General features: G+C 64.4%; 16 protein-coding genes. 2 read left to right on the forward strand and 14 right to left on the reverse strand.

Features of this window, described 5'->3' with window-relative positions; genetic code table 11:
• Positions 1-66 precede the first annotated feature (66 nt).
• The 14 genes from FE263_RS16925 to FE263_RS16990 all read right to left on the reverse strand — a co-directional run bounded on the left by FE263_RS16925 (position 67) and on the right by FE263_RS16990 (position 16,683).
• A complete protein-coding gene (locus FE263_RS16925; RefSeq protein WP_138327194.1) occupies positions 67-1,077 on the reverse strand; it encodes an ABC transporter permease in 1,011 nt (336 codons plus the stop codon).
• Positions 1,067-2,632, reverse strand: coding sequence for a sugar ABC transporter ATP-binding protein (locus FE263_RS16930; protein ID WP_138327195.1), 1,566 nt, complete (start codon positions 2,630-2,632; stop codon positions 1,067-1,069). The genes FE263_RS16925 and FE263_RS16930 overlap by 11 nt, the downstream gene beginning before the upstream one ends.
• Positions 2,633-2,654: 22 nt before the next feature.
• Positions 2,655-3,617 carry a substrate-binding domain-containing protein gene (locus tag FE263_RS16935; RefSeq protein ID WP_138327196.1) on the reverse strand — a complete coding sequence of 321 codons (963 nt, stop codon included), beginning with the start codon at positions 3,615-3,617 and terminating at the stop codon, positions 2,655-2,657.
• Between the two features lie 255 nt (positions 3,618-3,872).
• Positions 3,873-5,192 (reverse strand): MFS transporter, encoded by a 1,320-nt coding sequence (locus FE263_RS16940; protein ID WP_138327197.1) that lies wholly within the window; start codon positions 5,190-5,192, stop codon positions 3,873-3,875.
• Positions 5,193-5,302: 110 nt separating this feature from the next.
• A complete protein-coding gene (locus FE263_RS16945) occupies positions 5,303-6,091 on the reverse strand; it encodes an SDR family oxidoreductase (RefSeq protein ID WP_138327198.1) in 789 nt (262 codons plus the stop codon).
• 32 nt (positions 6,092-6,123) lie between these two features.
• Positions 6,124-7,302 carry an acetyl-CoA C-acetyltransferase gene (locus tag FE263_RS16950; protein WP_138327199.1) on the reverse strand — a complete coding sequence of 393 codons (1,179 nt, stop codon included), beginning with the start codon at positions 7,300-7,302 and terminating at the stop codon, positions 6,124-6,126.
• Between the two features lie 121 nt (positions 7,303-7,423).
• The gene (locus FE263_RS16955) at positions 7,424-8,071 is read right to left on the reverse strand and encodes a 3-oxoacid CoA-transferase subunit B (protein WP_138327200.1); all 648 of its coding nucleotides are present in this window, start codon (positions 8,069-8,071) and stop codon (positions 7,424-7,426) included.
• A complete protein-coding gene (locus tag FE263_RS16960) occupies positions 8,071-8,829 on the reverse strand; it encodes a CoA transferase subunit A (RefSeq protein ID WP_138327201.1) in 759 nt (252 codons plus the stop codon). Before FE263_RS16960 ends, FE263_RS16955 begins: the two co-directional genes overlap by 1 nt.
• Positions 8,830-8,943: 114 nt before the next feature.
• The gene (locus FE263_RS16965; RefSeq protein ID WP_138327202.1) at positions 8,944-9,819 is read right to left on the reverse strand and encodes an SMP-30/gluconolactonase/LRE family protein; all 876 of its coding nucleotides are present in this window, start codon (positions 9,817-9,819) and stop codon (positions 8,944-8,946) included.
• Positions 9,820-9,881: 62 nt separating this feature from the next.
• The gene (locus FE263_RS16970; protein WP_138327203.1) at positions 9,882-10,814 is read right to left on the reverse strand and encodes a BKACE family enzyme; all 933 of its coding nucleotides are present in this window, start codon (positions 10,812-10,814) and stop codon (positions 9,882-9,884) included.
• Between the two features lie 13 nt (positions 10,815-10,827).
• Positions 10,828-11,886 carry a 3-hydroxyacyl-CoA dehydrogenase gene (locus tag FE263_RS16975; RefSeq protein WP_240759820.1) on the reverse strand — a complete coding sequence of 353 codons (1,059 nt, stop codon included), beginning with the start codon at positions 11,884-11,886 and terminating at the stop codon, positions 10,828-10,830.
• A 7-nt stretch (positions 11,887-11,893) separates the two neighbouring features.
• Entirely contained in the window at positions 11,894-13,939 is a 2,046-nt protein-coding gene (locus FE263_RS16980) for an ABC transporter permease subunit (RefSeq protein WP_138327256.1), read from the reverse strand.
• Positions 13,940-13,944: 5 nt separating this feature from the next.
• Entirely contained in the window at positions 13,945-15,495 is a 1,551-nt protein-coding gene (locus FE263_RS16985) for a sugar ABC transporter ATP-binding protein (protein WP_138327204.1), read from the reverse strand.
• A 60-nt stretch (positions 15,496-15,555) separates the two neighbouring features.
• A complete protein-coding gene (locus tag FE263_RS16990; RefSeq protein ID WP_138327205.1) occupies positions 15,556-16,683 on the reverse strand; it encodes a sugar ABC transporter substrate-binding protein in 1,128 nt (375 codons plus the stop codon).
• A 165-nt stretch (positions 16,684-16,848) separates the two neighbouring features.
• On the opposite strand from FE263_RS16990, the gene FE263_RS16995 reads away from it, so the two are divergent.
• A complete protein-coding gene (locus FE263_RS16995) occupies positions 16,849-17,586 on the forward strand; it encodes a GntR family transcriptional regulator (protein ID WP_138327206.1) in 738 nt (245 codons plus the stop codon).
• A gap of 498 nt (positions 17,587-18,084) precedes the next feature.
• The gene (locus tag FE263_RS17000) at positions 18,085-19,389 is read left to right on the forward strand and encodes an alpha/beta hydrolase (protein WP_138327207.1); all 1,305 of its coding nucleotides are present in this window, start codon (positions 18,085-18,087) and stop codon (positions 19,387-19,389) included.
• Positions 19,390-19,420 lie beyond the last annotated feature (31 nt).

Below are 19,420 nucleotides of genomic sequence, written 5' to 3' on the forward strand. Positions count from 1 at the left end.
TGTCACGGCCCGATAACCCTCGGGGTCAATCGATCCCAGCTTTACCATTCTCTGCCACCGTGTCCCTCACTCCTCCCGCCGGAAGGTGCGCCGGGCAACGGAGTCGAACGAGATCGCAAGAACCACGATCCCGCCGCTGACCACGGACTGCCAGTACGGTGACACACCATAAAGGACGATGATGTTCTCGATGATCCCGATAATGGCAGCCCCCAGGATGGCGCCGATCGGGCTGCCGATGCCGCCCGTGGTTGCGACCCCGCCGATTACGGCGGCGGCGATCGGCGGCAGCACCCAATCCTCGCCTATCGAGGGCTGCGCCGTTCCTAGGCGCGCCACCATCAGAATACCGGCCATCGCCGACAAGAGCCCCGCGATCGCAAATACCACCACGCGGATGAAGTCGACGCGGATCCCAAGCATCCGGGCGGCTGCCGTGTTGTTGCCGATCGCGTAGATGTAGCGGCCGAACGGCGTGCGGAACATCAGGAACGCGGCCACCGCCAGGCATCCCAGCATGACCAGGAACGGCACCGGTAGATCCGCCACAACACCTTGTCCCAGGAAGCCGATCTGATCGGGGATGCCAGTGATGGCCACCCCTCGGGTGGAGACAAGGTTCAAGCCGCTATAGACCCCGGCCATGCCAATGGTTAGCACCAAGGAGTGCAGCCTAAGGCGGGTGACGAGAAGCCCGTTCACGGCCCCGCACGCGGCGCCGAGCAGGAGGCACAGGAGTAGCGACAGCCACGCGTTCACCCCAGCCTGGACCATCAGTAGGCCACCCGCCACCGCGGCCAGGCCGCCAATCGCGCCAACCGACAGATCGAGCTCACCCAGGATCAGGAGCATCGCCTGACCGATCGTCACCAGCCCTACGAAGGCCAGCGTTCGGGCAATGATAACCATGTTGAAGCTGGTCAAGAATTCGGGGGACAGCGCCGCCGAGACTAGGAAGATTGCGACGAGCGCGAACACGACGCCTAGCAACTGGTTCGCTGCGAGCGAGCTGAGCCGACGGCGCGGCGGTTGACCGGTGACTTCCGTAGACTTTCCGGCGGTGACGCTAGGCGGCATGCTCACTGGCTCCTGCGCCGATGATGGCGGCTATCAGCGTGTCGTTGTCGGTGCTCTCGGTTTCGAAGGTGCCAGTGAGCTGGCCGTGGTAGAGCGTGACGATCCGGGTCGCGCAGCGCCGCAGCTCCGCCATCTCCGACGAGACGAGGATAACGCCGACGCCCTCCTCGGCGAGCCGCTTCATGATTCTGTAAATCTCGACTTTCGTCTTGATGTCGATGCCCTTGGTTGGCTCGTCGAAGATAAGCAGGCGTGGCCGCTGTTGCATGGCGCGGCCGATGATCGCCTTCTGCTGGTTGCCACCGGACAGGAACCTGATCTTCTTTTCGCGGCTGTCGGTCTTGATGTCGTAGTCGTGGATGACCGTGTCGACTATCCGCTGCTCCTGGCCGGATGAGATGACACCGCTCCGGGCAGTCTGACCGAGAATCGAGATGCCGATATTCTCCCGCAAGCTCAGCAGGGGCAGGATCCCGTCCTGCTTGCGCTCTTCCGAGAGGTAGAGCATCCCCCTGGCGACCGAGAGATCCGGCCGCCCAAGCCGCCACGGCTTCCTCTCGAACTGGATCGAGCCGGATGTCGCCCGTCGTGCGCCGAAGATCGTCTGCATGATCTCGCTGCGCCCGGCGCCGACCAAGCCTGCAAAGCCGAGGATCTCCCCGCGGTGCAGCTGGAACGAGATATCGTTGAACCCGCGCCCCGATAGGCGCAGGACGTCCAGCAGCGGTGCTTCGTCCTCAGGGTGCTTCGATTGGGGTGCGGCGAAACCAACCGCGTCGGAGGGAGGTGGGGTAGGCCGGGGGCCGCGCTGTGGGCGGAAGCTCTGGTCGATCGCCACCTCGTCACCGGACATCAGCCGGATCAAGTCGCGCTCCTTCAGCTCGTCGATGGACCGGTGTGCGACGCTACGGCCGTTGCGCAGCACGGTGACGACATCGCCAATCCCGAACATCTCGTCCATCTTGTGCGAGACGAAGACGATGGCGTGGCCGGTCCGCCTGAGCTCCCGGACCACCGAGAACAAGCGATCGGTCTCAGCGTGGGTAAGCGAGGAGGTCGGTTCATCGAGGATGAGCACCTGGAAACCCTTCGCCGTCGACGCTCGCGCGATCTGCAGCAGCTGCTGATCCGAGACCGCGATGGAGCTCACCTTCTGGGCGGGCCGTGCGCGTATGCCAAATCGCTCGAGGAAGGGCTGCGTCGCCCGGCTGAGCGCGCCGCCCGATAGCGTCAATCCGTCGAAGCCAGCCCTGGCAAACGGCATGAACAGGTTCTCCGCCACCGTCATGTGTCGGAACAGGTTGAGCTCCTGAGGCACGTAGGCAATCCGGGAGAAGCGCGAGGGGTCGGCGAGAGCGTCCTGCCCGTCGATCGACAGGCTTCCGCTGTCCGGCGAGGAGACACCGGTCAGGATGCGGATCAGGGTCGATTTTCCCGCCCCATTCTCCCCCGCTAGAACGTGGACCTTCCCGAGATCAAGCGAGAGAGCGACGTCGTCGAGCGCCACGACCCCCGGGAAGGTCTTGCGGAGTGATCTGACCTCGACGAACGCCATTGCCTCGCTCCCGGGCTCTTCTTCAGTGGGTCGCTGCAGTCTGATACTCGGCGAGGTTCTCCTTCGTGATGACCGCGATCCCGGTGTCGATAGTTTGCGGCGTCTTGGCCCCCATGGCGGCCTGCCAGGCGGCGATGACCGCCCAGTAGCCCTGCATCTCCGGCTTTGTAGAGGATGAGGAGTCGGCGACGCCGTCCTTGATGAGCTGCAACATGTCGGTGAGGTTATCCATGCCGACCTCGATCACCTTTCCCTGCTTCCCAGCCTCCTTGATCGCCTGCCCGATACCCGAAGGCCCCGACGCGTCGCAAGCAACCCAGCCGCCAAGATTGGGATGCGCAAGCATGATGGCTGAAGCCTGCTTCTGCGCGGTCTCGATGTTGTCATTGTCGATGCCGGTCGCTACCACCTTGATCCCCGGATTTTTTGCGAACACCGCCTGGTGGCAGCGCGCGCGGATGGCATGGTTCGGCGCCGTCGGCACGCCCATCATGATAGCGACCTCGCCCTTGCCGCCCATCAGCTTCACCAAGCGCTCGGACGCAATCGTCGCCTGCTGGCAGAAATCGTTGCCGATGCTTGTCAGGTTCATCCCTGCGGGGCTCACGCTGTCGAAGAGAGTCACGGGGATCTTCTGCTGAAGTGCTTCTTGCAGCGTAGAGCGGTTGCCCTTGTCATCGAGGAGGTCGATGATAATGCCGTCCGGGCGCGTCGAGATCGAGCGCTCGATGATGTTGTTCTGTTCGACCACATCAGCCGCCTGAGGCGCGCGATACTCGATCTCGACCTTACGCCCGGTCATCTTGGTCAGCATGTCGGCTGCGGCGTGGGCACCGTTATTGACCTTGTCGAACCACGGATGCACGGCCTTTGGAATGACTACGAAACGCAGGGGCGGACCGTCCGCCCGCGCGCCCTGATTGGCGGCAACTCCAAGCGGGATCGCAAGCGCCGCAGCGGTCAAGAGCCTAGTTATTTTGTTCATTATGACGTCCTCCTAGCTAGCCCAACTCTGTAGTAGCAGTCGCATTTTATTGAAACAATCCGCACGCCGATGGCCGCGAGCTGAGCGCTCGGACCCCAGTCTTACAAGTTCTAAGCAGCCCTCCGGCGGCGATTGACGTGGCTGACTGGTATCATTGCGGAGACCCGCTTTTGCATCGGTCCAAGGTCGCAGTCTTCATGCGGCGTTTGGGGCGGCGGACGGTATCGCCGACCAGTCGATCTCGATAGCTCTAGGTCATGACGACGCAGGTCTTGGCACGGCCGCGACCTCTTCGACCTCTCCCTTCTGCCGCAGCCAAAGCGACAGGATGGCGGCAAGGACCAGCACCGCCGCGACGGCCAGCAGGCCGTTCGCTGCGCGTCCGGTGTGCTGCTCGATCAGCCCCATCAGGCTCGGGCCGACGAACCCGCCGACCAAGCCGCACGAGTTTACGAACGCGATCCCGGCGGCGAGCGACGACCCGCTGAGCCATGAGGCGGGGTAGGTAAAGAGGATGCCCTCAGCCACGAAGAACATCGACGACGCGATGCAGAAGCCGACCATCGCGATCACGGGATCCCGTAGGGAAGCCATGCCCAGGCCGCCCGCCATGACCAGCAGCCCGATCACCATCAGCCTGCGCGAGCGCTTCACGTCGACGTCCGAGCGCAGCATGAGGACCGTGCCCAGCGCTGCCGAAATCCACGGGAGGCTGGTCAGCAGGCCGACAGAGAACGAGCTCATCTTGCCGTAGGTGCCGATGATCCCGGGCAGGAAGAAGGTGACGCAGTAGATCGCGATCTGGTGGAAGAAATAGATGACGATCGTGAGCAGGATCTGCGGCGCGACCACGGCGCGCAGGTCCAGCCGGTGATGCTCGCTGCCGCCCTTTCCCGTCTCCTCGACGACCAGCTCCGCCTCCCGGGGCGAGAGCCAGGGTGCTGATCGCGGGCCATCCGGCAGCAGGCGCCAGACGAGACTGGCCATGAGGAGCGCCGGGATCGCCTCGACGATGAACAGCCACTGCCACCCGTGCAGTCCGGCAACCCCGTCGAGTTCGAGCAGGGCGCCGCTGACCGGGCTGCCGAGCGCGTTCGCGGCGGCGACCCCGAGCAGGAACAGGCCGCTGGCCCGGGCGCGTTGCTCGGGCCGGAACCAGTAGGTGAGGTAGAGCATCACGCCGGGAAAGAAGCCGGACTCCGCGATCCCGAGCAGCATCCGCAGGGCGTAGAAGGATTTCTCACCCTGCACGAGCGCCATGCAGCCGGACACGATGCCCCAGGTAATCATGATCCGGGTGATCCAGACCCGTGCGCCTACCCGGTGCATGATGAGGTTGCTGGGCACCTCGAACAGCGCGTAGGTCAGGAAGAACAGTCCGGCGCCAATCCCGTAGACAGCGGCGGAGATCCCCAGATCGACCTGGAGGTGGCTTTTAGCAATCGCGATGTTCGTGCGGTCGAGGAAGCAGATGATGTAGGCCACTACGAGGAGCGGCAGCAGACGACGGGCCAGCACCCGGTCCAGCTCAGTGCGTCCGCGTGCCCCGCCGGGAACGCTCGGTATCGGGATCATGTCCATGCTCCTGCCGCCGACATTTCCATCGCTATCGACATGTCTCGTCTCCTCGATTCGCCCGGTCTTGCTGCCGGATCAGGATTTAGGTGATGGCGCGCGCGTTCGGCTCACAGGTATTCGACGTTGCCGTCGACGCTGATCGCCTGCCCCGTGATGTTGCGGGCGGCGGACGAGCAAAGGAAAAGGGCCATGAGGGCCACATCTTCCGCTGTCACCATGCGCTTGAGAGAGATCTTCTCGATGTATCGCTTGCGCATCTCCGGCTCCTCGAGCTCAAGTTGCTCCGCGCGAGCCCGTATCACGCCGTCCATGCGCGGACCTTCAACGATGCCCGGCAGCAGGGCATTTACCCGGATGTCGTCCGGACCAAGCTCGCACGCCAAGGACTTCACCAAGCCGATGATCGCCCATTTGGTAGCGGCGTAAGGCGTGCGCCAAGCGTAGCCCAGGCGTCCGGCGACTGAAGACAGACATATCATGTTGGCCGAGGACGACGCCTTCAGCATCGGCACGGCATGATGGGCGAAGCGATACTGCGCCGTCAGATTGACGTCGATGGTGCGCTGCCATTCCTGCTCGCCGACAGCGTCGATACCCCCGGTCGGGCCCGCGATCCCGGCGTTGTTGACCAGCACGTCGAGGCCGTCGAAACGCTCGCGCTGCGCGCCGAACACGGCGGTGACATGGTCCGCATCCGATACGTCAGCAAGCGTGGTCACGCTGTCCGGATACTGTTCGTGGAACTGCGAGAGCGCTGCCTCGCTGACGTCGCAGACATGCACCTTGGCACCCGCTTCAGCGAATGCACCGGCAATCGCCGCGCCGATGCCGGACGCTCCCGCCGAGACAAGGACGCGCAGCCCGCGGGGCGGGATAAGACGATCGACGATACTCATTTGCCTGCTCCTCCAAACCAATCGTTCACCGGTTACCGCTCAACGGTCATCGCCACACCCATGCCGCCACCGATGCACAGCGTCGCCAGCCCGCGCTTGGCGTCCCGGCGCGCCATTCCGTGCAGGAGGGTGACGAGTACGCGCGCGCCGGAAGCGCCGATCGGATGGCCCAAGGCAATCGCCCCGCCGCTGACGTTCACGATCGCGGGGTCCCAACCCATCTCGCGGTCGACCACGCAAGCCTGCGCCGCAAAGGCTTCGTTCGCTTCCACGAGATCAAGATCCTCCACACGCCATCCGGCACGCTGCAGCGCGCGGCGGGAAGCGGGAATGGGCCCGGTGCCCATGATCGCGGGATCCACACCGGCGGTGGCCCAGGAAACAATGCGAGCTAGCGGCGTGATGCCGCGACGCGACGCGTCCTCCTCCGTCATGAGGACGAGGGCAGCGGCGCCATCGTTGATGCCGGACGCATTTCCGGCTGTTACCGTGCCGGTCTTGTCGAAGGCGGGCTTCAAGCGGCCGAGGCTCTCGATGGTGGTTCCGGGACGGATCTGTTCGTCGTCCTTGACGATGATCTCGCCTTTCCGTCCCGGCACCGCCACCGGCACGATCTCGTCTCGGAACCACCCGGCATCGCGCGCGGCCTCCGCCCGGCTCTGCGACCGCTGCGCGAACGCGTCTTGCTCCTCGCGGCTGATCCGCCATTGCTTGGCGAGGTTCTCGGCCGTGTTGCCCATGTGATAGTCGTTAAACGCGTCCCAAAGCCCGTCGACGACCATCGTGTCGGCGAAGACGGCGTTCCCCATCCGGCGCCCGCTGCGGAGATGGGCCGCGTGCGGCGCCAGGCTCATGTTCTCCTGACCACCGGAAACCACGATACGCGAATCCCCTGTCGCGATCTGCTGCATGCCGAGCGCCACCGCGCGCAGCCCGGAGCCGCAGAGCTGGTTGACGCCCCACGCCGTTCGCTCCTGCGGTATATCGGCCGCCATCGCCGCCTGGCGTGCGGGGTTCTGGCCCTGTCCCGCGGTCAGGACCTGGCCGAGGATCACCTCGTCGACCTCGTCGGCGCCGACACCGGCGCGCAGCAGCGCGGCCTCGATCACCCTCGCGCCCAGCCGGTGCGCGGGCACCTCTGCGAAGGCGCCGTTGAACGCGCCCACGGCGGTACGGGCCCCTGACGCGATTACGATGCGTGTTGCTGTCATGCCTGCGCTTCCTGTGGATACGCAAGCCGCGCCGAAAGCGACACGAAGTGCGTTGCGACACATCTGGTTTTCAAGAGCCTGACGACGCAGTCGGGTATCGGCGTCCGTTTGAGGATGCCCATCAGCTTGCGAGCGCCTCAACGTAGGCCGCTTCCGTTTTGGAGCGGATCTCCTCGAGTCCGACGCCTGGTGCCAGTTCGACGAGTTCCGCGCCGCCGTGCTTCTTGTCGATCGTGAAGACTGCGAGATCGGTGATGACGACGTCGACCACGCCAGTGCCGGTAAGGGGAAGGGTGCAGCGTCGCAGGAACTTGGGGGCGCCGGATTTATCGGCATGTTCCATGACGACCACGACGCGCTTGACCCCGGCCACCAGATCCATGGCGCCCCCCATGCCTTTGATCATCTTTCCCGGAATGGTCCAGTTAGCGAGATCACCGCGCTCGCCCACCTGCATCGCGCCGAGGATCGCGACGTCGATGTGGCCGCCCCGGATCATCGCGAATGATTCCCCCGACGAGAAAAACGAGGAGGTCGGCAGCGTGGTCACCGTCTGCTTTCCTGCATTGATGAGGTCCGGGTCCACCTCATCCTCATAGGGGAAGGGCCCGATGCCCAACATGCCGTTCTCGCTTTGCAGCGTGACGGAGACGTCCGGCGGCAAAAAATTCGCCACCCGTGTCGGGATACCAATACCAAGATTGACGTAGTCACCATCATGAAGTTCTCGCGCGGCCCGGGCGGCCATCTCGTCGCGGGTCCAGGCCATCAGAAAGTCTCCCCCGTCGCAATGGCCGGGCCCGGCACGTCCGCCGCCCGCGACGGTCTCGCCCGCACCGTCCGCTGCTCGATATGTTTTCTGTAGGCGTGGCCCTGGATGATGCGGTTCACGTAGATCCCGGGCGTGTGGATCTGGTCGGGATCGAGCGTGCCGGACGGCACGAGCTCCTCCACCTCAGCGATGGTGACCGCCGCGGCGGTGGCCATCTCCGGATTGAAGTTCCGCGCCGTCTTCCGGTAGATCAGGTTGCCTTCCGCATCGCCCTTCCAGGCCTTGACGATCGCGAGGTCTGCCCGCAGCCAGCGTTCCCGCACGTAGGTTTCACCGTCGAACTCTTCCATCGGCTTGCCATCGGCGACGACCGTGCCCACCCCCGTCCTGGTGTAGAAGGCGGGGATGCCCGCGCCCCCGGCACGGATGCGTTCGGCCAAGGTGCCCTGCGGATTCAGCTCGAGCTCCAGGCGTCCGGAAAGGAAGAGGTCGGCGAAGAGCTTGTTTTCGCCGACATAGGACGAGACCATCTTCCGGATCTGCCCGTTATTGAGGAGCGTCCACAAGCCGAGGCCGTCAGCCCCGCAATTGTTCGAGATCACCGTGAGGTCCTTCACCCCGGTGACGCCCAGCGCCTCGATCAGGGTTTCCGGATTGCCGGACAAGCCGAAGCCGCCGCACATGACCGTCATGCCGTCGAAGAGGACGCCGTCGAGCGCCGACGCGGTACTGGGATGGATCTTTCTGCGGGACATGAGGAGGGATGCTCCAGCGATGGGTTGTGGTGTGGCGGGGCCGGGATGAGAGGGTCCGTCTCGCACTTGAACGAGAAGCCGACACGCCCATCCGATCCCGGTCGCGCCGGAAAATCAGCCCGCGAAACGCATTTCTGGAAGGCCCCGCACACCGAGGTCTCGGATGGCGAACACGCTGCCGCGTAGCGGCCCATCGTCCGGAAAGCGGGGCAGCGGCGGCTTGGCCATCGTGGTCACGTACAGGACATCCAGATCCGGGCCGCCGAACATGACGCTCGTGACCTTCTTGACCGGCATCTCGATCACGCGGTCGACCGTGCCGTCCGTCGCGTAGCGGACGAGCTTGCCGTCATAGACCAGCGCGCTCCACACGAACCCGTCGGCATCCACCGTCGCGCCATCGGCTGCTCCGCCACCGGACGTATCCACCGTCGCGAAGGTCCGCCTGTTCGACACGCCTCCGGTCGCGGTGTCGTAGTCGTAGGCCCAGATCTCGCCGCTCCAGGTGTCCGTGAAGTAGAAGGTCCGCCCGTCCGGGCTCCAGCACGGCCCGTTGGAGCAGATGATCCCGTCGTCGAGCCGGTGGACGGTCATATCGGGGTCGAGGCGGTAGAGGGCGCCGTTCGGACCTTCCTCCATCGTGTCCATCGATCCCGCGACGAAGCGCCCCTGGCGGTCCACCTTACCGTCGTTGAGGCGGTTGGCCGCTAGGCCGGGCTCTGGATCGTGGATGAGGGTGACTTCGCCGGTGTTGAAGTCGAGCGTGTGGAAGCCGCGCTGGAGCGACACGATGGCGCCTCCGTTGCGCCGGAGCGCCATGGAGCCGATTTTCTGCGACACGTCCCAGGCCCGGATCTCCCGCCCGTCGGCGGTGCAGCGGAAGACGCGGCCGTCGAAGCTGTCGATCCAGTACAGCCGCTGCTCCTCGATGTCCCACAAGGGGCCTTCGCCGAGCGTGGTCTTCACGTCGGCCAGGATCTCGATACGCATGGACATCCTCTTTTTCTTTGTGGCGGCGACATTGATCTTGTCAGCAGGCAAAGCGACAGCTGTTAGAAGCCGACCTGATTCGCGCCCTTGAGGCCGAGCATGTCGCGCGCCTCGTCAGGGGTGGCCACCTCAAGGCCAAGTCCTTCCACGATCTGACGGACCCGCTTCACCTGCTCGGCATTGCTGGTCGCAAGCTGGCCGGGCCCGATCCAGATGCTGTCCTCAAGGCCGACACGCACGCCCCCGCCCATGGCGGCCGCCATGGCGGCGATCGGCATCTGGTTCCGGCCCGCTCCGAGCACTGACCAACGGTATTGGTCGCCGAACAGCCGGTCCGCCGTTCGCCGCATGTGCATGACGTCCTCGGGATGGGCACCGATGCCGCCCTGCAAGCCGAACACGGTCTGGATGAAAAGCGGGCCATTCACGAGGCCCTGGTCCAGGAAATGCTTGAGGTTGTAGAGGTGGGCCGTGTCGTAGCACTCGAATTCGAACCGAGTGCCGTTGCCAGAGCAGGTCTCAAGGATATGCTGGATCTGCCCGAACGTGTTGCGGAACACGATGTCCTTGTTGGACAGGTAGGTGCGTTCCCAATCGTGCTTCAGCTTGTCGCCGAAGCGGCCGAGCATGCCGAACAGGCCGAAATTCATCGACCCCAGATTGAGCGACGCGAGCTCGGGCTTGAAGGTCGCCGCCGGGCGGACGCGCTCCTCGATCGTCATGGTGGGCGCGCCGCCGGTCGTGAGGTTGATGACGGCGTTCGTGCGCTGCTTGATGTGCGGCAGAAATTTGGCGAACGCTTCCGGGGTCTGATCTGGGGCGCCTGTTTCCGGATGGCGCGCGTGGAGGTGCACGATCGCGGCACCAGCTTCCGCGGCACCCACGGCGGCCTCGGTGATCTGCTCAGGTGTGACAGGGAGGTACGGCGACATCGACGGTGTGTGGATCGCCCCTGTAATGGCGCAGTTGATGATGACTTTATTGGGCTTGGCCATTCTCACTCTTCTCCTATTTGCCCGCTTCGACGTGGGTCTTGTCCGCAAGAACCTCGGTCAGGTTCTTATCCGCGCTAACTTCTGTGAGGTTCTCGTTCGCGAGAACCTCACTGAGCTTCTTGTGCGCGACAAGCTCCATCAGCCTGAGGTCGCGCCAGCGCTGCCTTTCCGCCAAATCCTGGCGAGGCAGACGGCTGTTCCGGTCGGCCTCGATCACATCCATGACCGGACCGACCCAGTCCACCCGCCGCTGCGTGGAGGGGTGGATCCTTTCGTAGATGCCCTGGTAGCGCTCGGCGTAGTCGCGCACACCCGCGGGCGCGTTCAGGTCGATGGTCTCGAACGGCCCCATGAAGGACCACCGAAGCGCAAGGCCGTCGCGCAGACCAACGTCGACGTCTTCCGGGCTTGCGACGCCATCCGCCACGAGACGGAAGGCCTCTTCCAGCAACGCTCCCTGCAGACGGTTCATGATGAAGCCGTCGAGTTCCTGCTTCATGACGAGGGGCGCCTGGCCGCAGCTCCGCATGAAGTCGGCAGCTCGTGTCACCACCTCTGGGCTCGTCCACGGCGAGGGGCAGATCTCGACGGCTGGGATGAGGTAGGGCGGATTGATCGGATGACACACCAGACAGCGATGCCGCCCCGGGATCTCGCGCGTGAACTGCGAAGGAAGCAGGGCGGATGTCGAACTCGCGATGATTGCCCCCGGTGACGCGGACGCATCCAGACGCGCGTAGACCTCCCGCTTCACCTCAACGCGTTCCGGCGTGTTCTCCTGGATGTGGTCGGCGTCGGCCAACGCCGGTTCTAGATCGCCGACGATGCGGATGCGATCGAGAACCGCTTTCGGTTCCTGGCCTGACAGCAGATCATGTTCGGCCAGTTCGGGCAGGACTTCGCTGATAAACCCGAGCGCCGCCCCGGCAGCCGATACATCCGTATCCCACATGCGCACGGTGTGACCGGCACGCGCGAAGGAGATCGCCCAGGCTCTGCCAATGAGGCCCGCACCTACGATGACCGTCCGCATCGATATCTTCCTTTTGTCGGGTGGCGCATCGCCGTCCATGCCGGGGTCAGTCGCGGAGCACGAGCACGGCGCCGAGCACCACGAGCCCGAAGATGATGTCGCGGACGGCGTGCGGCAGCATTGTCCCGGCCAGCAGCGTCGACAGCGCGGTCAGGAGAAGCACGCCGCCGAACATGCCGGGATAGCGGCCGCGGCCGCCGGTGATCAGGCTGCCGCCCACCACGACGGCTGCGATCGACGGCAGGAGATATTCGTCGCCCATGCCCAGGCTTGCCTGGCCGTTGAAGGAAGCGAGCATTATCCCGACGAGGGCGGAGCAGAAGCCGGAGAGGGCGTAGACGCCGATCAGCGTGCCGCCCACGCCTACCCCACTGAAGCGGGCGGCAAGGGGGCTGTTGCCGACGGCGTAGACCCGGCGACCGAAGATGGTCCCGCCCAGCAGCAGGGATGCGGCGAGGACGAAGCCGATTAAGCCCCAAACCACCGGTGTCGCACCGAGGAGATGGCCCGTCATCACCCGACGCATTCCGGGAGAGGCGAAACCGGAGGGCGTGCCCCCGCTGTAGACCAGTGCGGCACCCTGCAGGATGCCGTTCATGGCGAGGGTCATGACGATGGGGGGAAGGCCGAGCAGGACGATGCCAAGGCCGTTCACCGCACCCAACGCGGCTCCGAGCAGCAGGCCGAGGGGCAGGGCCCAAAGCGCAGCCGGGTCCGATCCACTCACGAACCCCGCCACGACGATGCCAACAAGGGAGATCATCCAGGGCAGCGAGAGATCGAGACCACCCGTGAGGATAACGGCACCCTGCCCGAGCGCCAGGACCGTCAGGAAGGACGCCAGGACCAGCAGTGAGTTGACGAAGGCCGGGTCGGTCAGGGCATGGCCTTTCAGCACCTGCGTCACGACAAGGACCACGGCCAGGCCCGCATAGGCGGGCAAGGTGTATCTGAGGTTCGCGCGGTTGCGGGTGAGCCAGCCGGGGGCCTGTCGGTCCGCCGTGGCCTCGGCGGGGGCGCGTGGCGGAAGCACCGGAGACGCGAACGATACGCGATGGGCAGAGGCGAGGGAGTTCTCACGCCGGGCCTTTAGACGCAGCGCGCCGAGCCGGAGATATTGAGCGAGCGGCGCCCGGCGACCCGTCGAGCCGCCGAGCACGGCGAGGATAAGCAGGACACCCTCGGCCACAGAGCTGTAGAATGCGGGCACGTTGAGTGCCAGCAGTATGTTGACCGCGATCATCAGGGTGTAGGCGCCGATGATCGAGCCGATCGCGCCGCCGCGCCCGCCGCCGAACACGGTGCCGCCGAGGGCGACCGCGGCGAAAATCTGCAGCAGCATCGAGCCGCCGACGAGGGGATCAGACGATCCCGTCTGCGCCGAAACGAAAGCGCCCGACAAACCGTAGAAGGCGCCTGCCAGGACGTATGCCCGGAACGTCACCCACGTGACGCGCACGCCCGACGCGAACGCCGCGTCCGTGTCGCTGCCGACCGCGTAGAGACCCACCCCGAAACGCGTCGCCTTGACCGCCAGCCAGACCGCCGCGGCGGCGGCGATGACCAGAACGGGGGCGGGTAAGACGCTTGGGATGGCGTCGCCAGTAAAGAAGCCGACGAAGCCTGGCGCGATCGTGCCGCCCGGCTTGTCCGAGATCAGCAGGGTCGTGCCCTGGACGATGAACATCGTCGACAGCGTGACGACGATGGGCTGCATGCGCACGAAAGCGACGAAGAAGCCGTTGAAGGCCCCCACGGCCGCGCCGATAACGATCGCGAGCAGACCAAACGCGATCTGCGACCCCGCGCCGGACCCCATCCCGGATCCGAGCACCACGTTCACGAGGGAGATGACGGCACCGGCGGACAAATCGAAGCCGCCTGACAGGATTACGAAGGTCTGGCCAATCGCCGCCAGTGCAAGTGACGCGCCGCCGGACGCGATGAAGCCAAACTGGAAGTAGCTGAAGCCGGACAGTCCGAGGACGACAGCGAGAAGAACGAGGAAGACCGTGAGGGCAACGAGCGCGCCGCGGTGCCGGACGAGGAACGGCCCCGAACGCGATCGCCGCCGGGCCGGGGCATAGGCCATGGTTGTCACGCGCGACCTCCCTGCACGTGACCTACGGATCCGCCGCCGAGAGCGCTTCGCATGATGCGTTCCTCTTCGATGGCCTCGCCGCGCAGTTCGTCCACGACTGAGCCGCCGTACATCACCATGACGCGGTCGCAGAGATTGGCGAGTTCCATAATCTCCGTGGAGTAGAAGAGAACCGAGCCGCCAGCGGACGCGAAGTCGCGCATCATCACGTACAGCTGGTGCTTCGTGCCGACGTCGATTCCGCGCGTAGGGTCGAACATCAGCAGCACGCGTCCACCCGTGATCAGCCACTTCGCGATGGCAATCTTCTGCTGGTTTCCACCGCTAAAGGCCCCAGCCTCGGTAAAGGCGGCGCGGGGATGGACTTCGACCTGATCCAGCACCCGAGCGACGGCGCGGCTCTCGGCCCCGCGGTCCACCAGACCGAACCGCGAGAAGCGATCCAGAACCGGAAGGGACACGTTGAAGCGGCCGTCCTGTCTGAGGAACAGGCCCTCGGTCTTGCGTTCCTCCGGCACCAACGAGATGCCGATGTTCGCCCGAATCGCGTCCGATGGCGAGGCCAGCGTGACGAGTCGGCCATCCACCGCCAGCGTGCCGTCGGTCAGCCGGGCAAGCCCGAAGCAGGCGTGGAAGAGTTCCTGCTGGCCCATGCCCTGCAGGGCCGCGACGCCGAGGATCTCGCCGGGCCATAGATCGAAATCGACTTTCAGCAGCTTGCCGTCGGTGCACAGGTTACGGCCGCTGAGGACCGGCACGGCGTCGGATGGACGGCTGGATGGCTCCGGCCGCTGCGGGAACGTGGCGTCCAGGGAGCGGCCGATGATGAGCTTGATGACGTCGTCGTCGCTGACCGATGCTACGTCCGAAGTCCCGGTGTCGCGGCCGTTGCGCAATATCGTCAGCCGGTCGCAGAACCGTCTCACCTCGGCCATACGATGGGAGATGAAGATCGTCGTGACCCCGTCGCGCTTCAATTGGCCGATGATGTCGCCGAGCCAATCGATGTCGTCGCCCGACAGGGCTGAGGTCGGCTCGTCGAGAAGCAGAATGCGGGGCTTCCTGAACACCGCGCGCGCGATTTCGATTTTCTGTCGTTGCGACAGATCGAACGTGTGGGCCTCCGCGCGGATATCGATTTCCGCGAGGCCGATCCGCCGGAGATGAGCCTCCACCTCTTCCTCGCCCCGGCGACGGCGCAACACGCCCAGCGCGGTCCGGGGTGCGTAGGGGAGCAGCATGTTCTCCGCGATGGTCAGGTCGGGAACCAGGCTGATCTCCTGGAACGCGGTCTGCACGCCGAGACGATGGGCGTCGGCAGGCCGTGTCATCTCGACCTTCTGTCCGAACACCTCGATGATTCCGGTGCTCGGACGCACGAGCCCGGACAGGAGCTTCACGGCTGTCGATTTCCCGGCGCCGTTCTCGCCCAGGAGCGCATGCACCTCGCCGCATCGGACGCTGAAGGATGCTCCTCCAAGGGCTCGCGTGGCCCCGTATGTCTTGACGATGTTCTCGAGCCGCAACGCGTCTTGATGCGAGGGCATCTCGGAAATCCTGCGGGAAAAGAAGAGCACGGCAAAAATGCTCGATGGGGTGAGGAGACCTCAGTCGAGCTTTTCCGGTTCGGCTTTCAGCGCCGCGTTGAGACCTACCTCGGGCGTCTGCGCTGAGTAGATGGACGCGAACCATCCCGGGTTGGTCACGGCGGAAGGCTCGAACACGTTGCAGCCCTCTGACATCTCCTTCCAGGTTCCGGTCTTGCACAGCTTCACGGTGGCGTTAGTCACCTGTGGCAGCGGCAGCACCGTATCGTGCGGGACGTCCTTCCCGCCGAGCTTGTCGAGGACCAGCTTCAGGGCGTAGGCGCCGGAATAGGGGACGGAGGCGTAGGAGAACCTAGGCGCGCCCATCGGCCTGTATGCGCCGTTGGCGCCGTCCACCGGAGTTCCCTTCGGCAGCATCTGGATGCGTCCGCCGTTCGATCCCTCACCGGCGCAAGGCTTCAGCTTTTCTTCCGGGATCCCGGCCTCGAGCTGCATCTCGTCGGCGGTGAAGCAGCCGACCTGCATCCAGAGGCCGTCGATCTTGTCCCAGCTCTGCGTGGCGAGGATCTTCGACAGCTCTGTCCGGGCGACGGCCTGGCTCCACATGCCGGGTGCCTCCGCCACGATCTTGATGCCGGGGTGCCTTGTGAAGACGGCTTTAGCGGCCTCCGTACGCTTAGTGTCGACCGACGTGCCGGGGACGCCGGTGATGACGACGATGTTTCCTTTGCCGCCCAATTTATTGGCCAGCCATTCGCCACCGGCGCGACCTGCCGCCTCCTGGTCGATATGGACGTCGTAGGCGCAGGGCTCGGTAATCTGCGCGTCATAGGCGATCACCATGACACCCCTGGAACAGGCGTTCTTGACCACGCGATTCAGCGCAGTGGGCGAGATAGGATAGACAATGATCGCCTTCGCACCCTCCTGCACCATTGCGTTGATTTGCTGGATCTGCCTCTGCGCGCTAGGTCCCGCGACCTGCACCTGCAGCGCGATCTTGGCGGCGATGGCCGGACTGGCCGCCATCGCCTTGATCATGTTGGTGGCCTCAGCCTGCCAGTCGTTGCCGATATAGCTCATGCTCAGGAAGACCTTGGCCTTCTCCTGCGCGTGCGCCGCGACGGGCAGCATCGTGAGAGCGGTAAAGAGCGCGGCTCTGCGGATCGACGGCAATTGAAACATCATCTGCGTCCCTCCCCGGGACCATCTTGAATTCGATCGCCGGACGGTTGCCCCGTCCCGTTCTGATCAAATATCTCAAATCATATATCAGGAAGCGCTTCAACCCCCTTTCGGCTGGTGTCCGGTCAGGTATGATTCAGGGAATGGAACTTGATCGGATAGATTGGCATGGGAGCTGAGAGCGCGACCCGAGGGCTTCCGTATGCGCCGGTATCCCGGGCGACGATCCAGGACCACGTCTACGGCAGGCTGCGCGAGATGATCCTCACCGGGGGCATCGAACCCGGTCGGACCGTCACGATACAGAGCCTGGCGGACGCTTTCGGTGTCAGCGCAATGCCAGTCCGCGAGGCTCTGCACCGTCTGGTCGCCGAGAAGGCCCTGACCGTCGTGGCGGGACGGTCGGTCGGCATCCCGTTCCTGTCGGCGGAACGCCTCGCCGATCTATGTCGCGTGCGCCTCGAAGTGGAGGGGACGGCAGTCGCTTGGGCCACCGACAGGCTCGAATCCGGTGACCTCGACATCCTAGGTGGCTTGATCGAGGAGATGGAAGCGGCGGCCGCAGGAAAAGACCGTGCCCGTTATGTCCCCGCCAACCGTGAGTTCCACTTCACCATCTATCGCGCGGCTGGCTCCGAGACGCTGCTTGCGGTCATCGAGTCGCTTTGGTTGCAGATCGGCCCATTTATCAACCTGATCGGAACCGTGGACGGTTGGGGAGTGGGCAACGAGCAGCACAGGCTGATGCGTGCCGCACTCGTCGAGCGGAATTCAAAGGCGTCTCGTGCTGCTCTGCGCCGGGACATCACGGACGCGGCTGGCATGCTGGAGCGGATGCTGGAAAACGGGTCGTTGTCGAAGAACGATAAGGAGGCTGCAATCCGCAAGTTGGTGAAGGCGGAATGATAGATCCGCCTACCCAGGCTCCCGATGAAGCACCGCATCGCAGCGGCAAGGGTGGCCGCCTGTAATAGGCGATCGAAAATTGGTCAGTCGGTCATAGCTCGATGCACCTGCAAGGCGCATCGTATGCAAGGGGCAGCAGCCCACATCAGGACGGCCTGGCGTTGACGTTGAAGCCACAGCACCTGCGTCAAGTCGTGGATGCCTCCCCGTTTCAAGCAGATCTGCGTGACCGGAACGGGCCTTCAGGTAGATCACCCATCACGCCGTCGTGGCGGCCGCAGCAAAGCATCCCATAGGCTTTCGATTACATACGAAACGCCTGATCTTGTTTTCGACTAGAGACTTGTACGGGCACCGCCTTGACAGGAAGCTTCCGATGATAGCGTTATCAAAAAAACACAAAAGGGGGGCGAAGCATTGGCAACTATTTCCCGTCTGACGCATGGCGCTGCTCATAGACGTTCATGCAGAAACGCAGGGACGGCCGCCGCGGCTGCGGTGGCGTCCCTGATCGCGATATCGCCAGCACTTGCCCAGACAAGTTGTCCCGCCGGGAATACGGGAGTCCCTCCTGGCTCGAATACCACAAACCCGTCGGCTCCTTTTTACATCGACGTCACGGGGCTTACCTTCACGTCGCCGACGACGAACCCGACACGCGATCCGACCAATCCGCACTATCCGTCCGCCGTTCAGCTTCCGGATGGCCAAGTTCCCTCGCCATACCTAGTCGGGAATTACATCCTCGGCCCGACCCATCCAGCCGCGGCTGAAACCGTCGTGCATGCGGTGCCACGCGGCTACGTCTACAATTTTACGATTTCTTCGAATACCAGCCTTATCTATAAGCCAGGCATCATCCGTGACGATGCAAACAATTGTCTGGATGCCAGTGTCTATACGGCACCCACCCGGCCCAGTAATCCGTCACACATCATCATCACCACGAGCCATACAGGAACCTGGACGAGGACCACCGAGGTCTACATCCCGGCGCAGTATCAGCGCGGCACGGCGGCCCCCTTCATCGTCGCGCAGGACGGGGGTCTCCAACCCGCGACCTCGACGCAGCTGTTCACGGTGCTGGACAACCTGATCGCCGAACACAAGCTGCCGCCAATGATCGCCATCAGCATTGCGCCGGGCGGGCAGGATGCCCAAGGCAGCGAGCGCGGTCGGGAATACGACACAATCTCCGGCGACTACGCGGAGTGGATCGAGACCGAGATCCTGCCACTGGTCGAGCAAAAGACAGGGGTCCAGCTCACTCGGAACCCGGACGGGCGCGCAACCTTGGGGATCAGCTCCAGTGGTACCGCGGCGTTCTCTATGGCGTTCTATCACCCCGAGCTGTATCGCCGCGTTCTCGCCTACTCGCCGACGTTGGTTAATCAGCAGTGGCCGCAAAACCCGGCACTGCCCGGAGGTGCCTGGCAGTTCCACGACGCCTACGCGGGTCCGCCGGTGCCCAATGAGAACGTTCAGGGCATGAACGCCCCAACTCCGTCTATCCTGCCGACCGGCACGCCTCTGTTCGTGCGCACCGCACGCAAGCCGATCCGCTTCTGGTTCGAGACCGGCCAACAGGATCTGTTCTATCCCGATGTTACGCTAGCCGATGGCATGCACGACTGGGTGCTGGGCAACGAGCACATGGCGGCCGTGCTCGCGGCCAAGGGCTACCAGTATCAGTTCGTCTTCTCAAAGAACGCCGGTCACGTGGACGGTCCGACGGAGGCGCAGACCCTGCCCGAGGCGCTCGAGTGGCTTTGGTCCGGCTACGGGATCCAGCCAGTGAAGTGATGCCCTCGGCACGGATCGTCCACCCCTCGAA

It is taken from the genome of Lichenicoccus roseus (genome assembly GCF_005844085.1).
Lineage (GTDB): Bacteria > Pseudomonadota > Alphaproteobacteria > Acetobacterales > Acetobacteraceae > Lichenicoccus > Lichenicoccus roseus.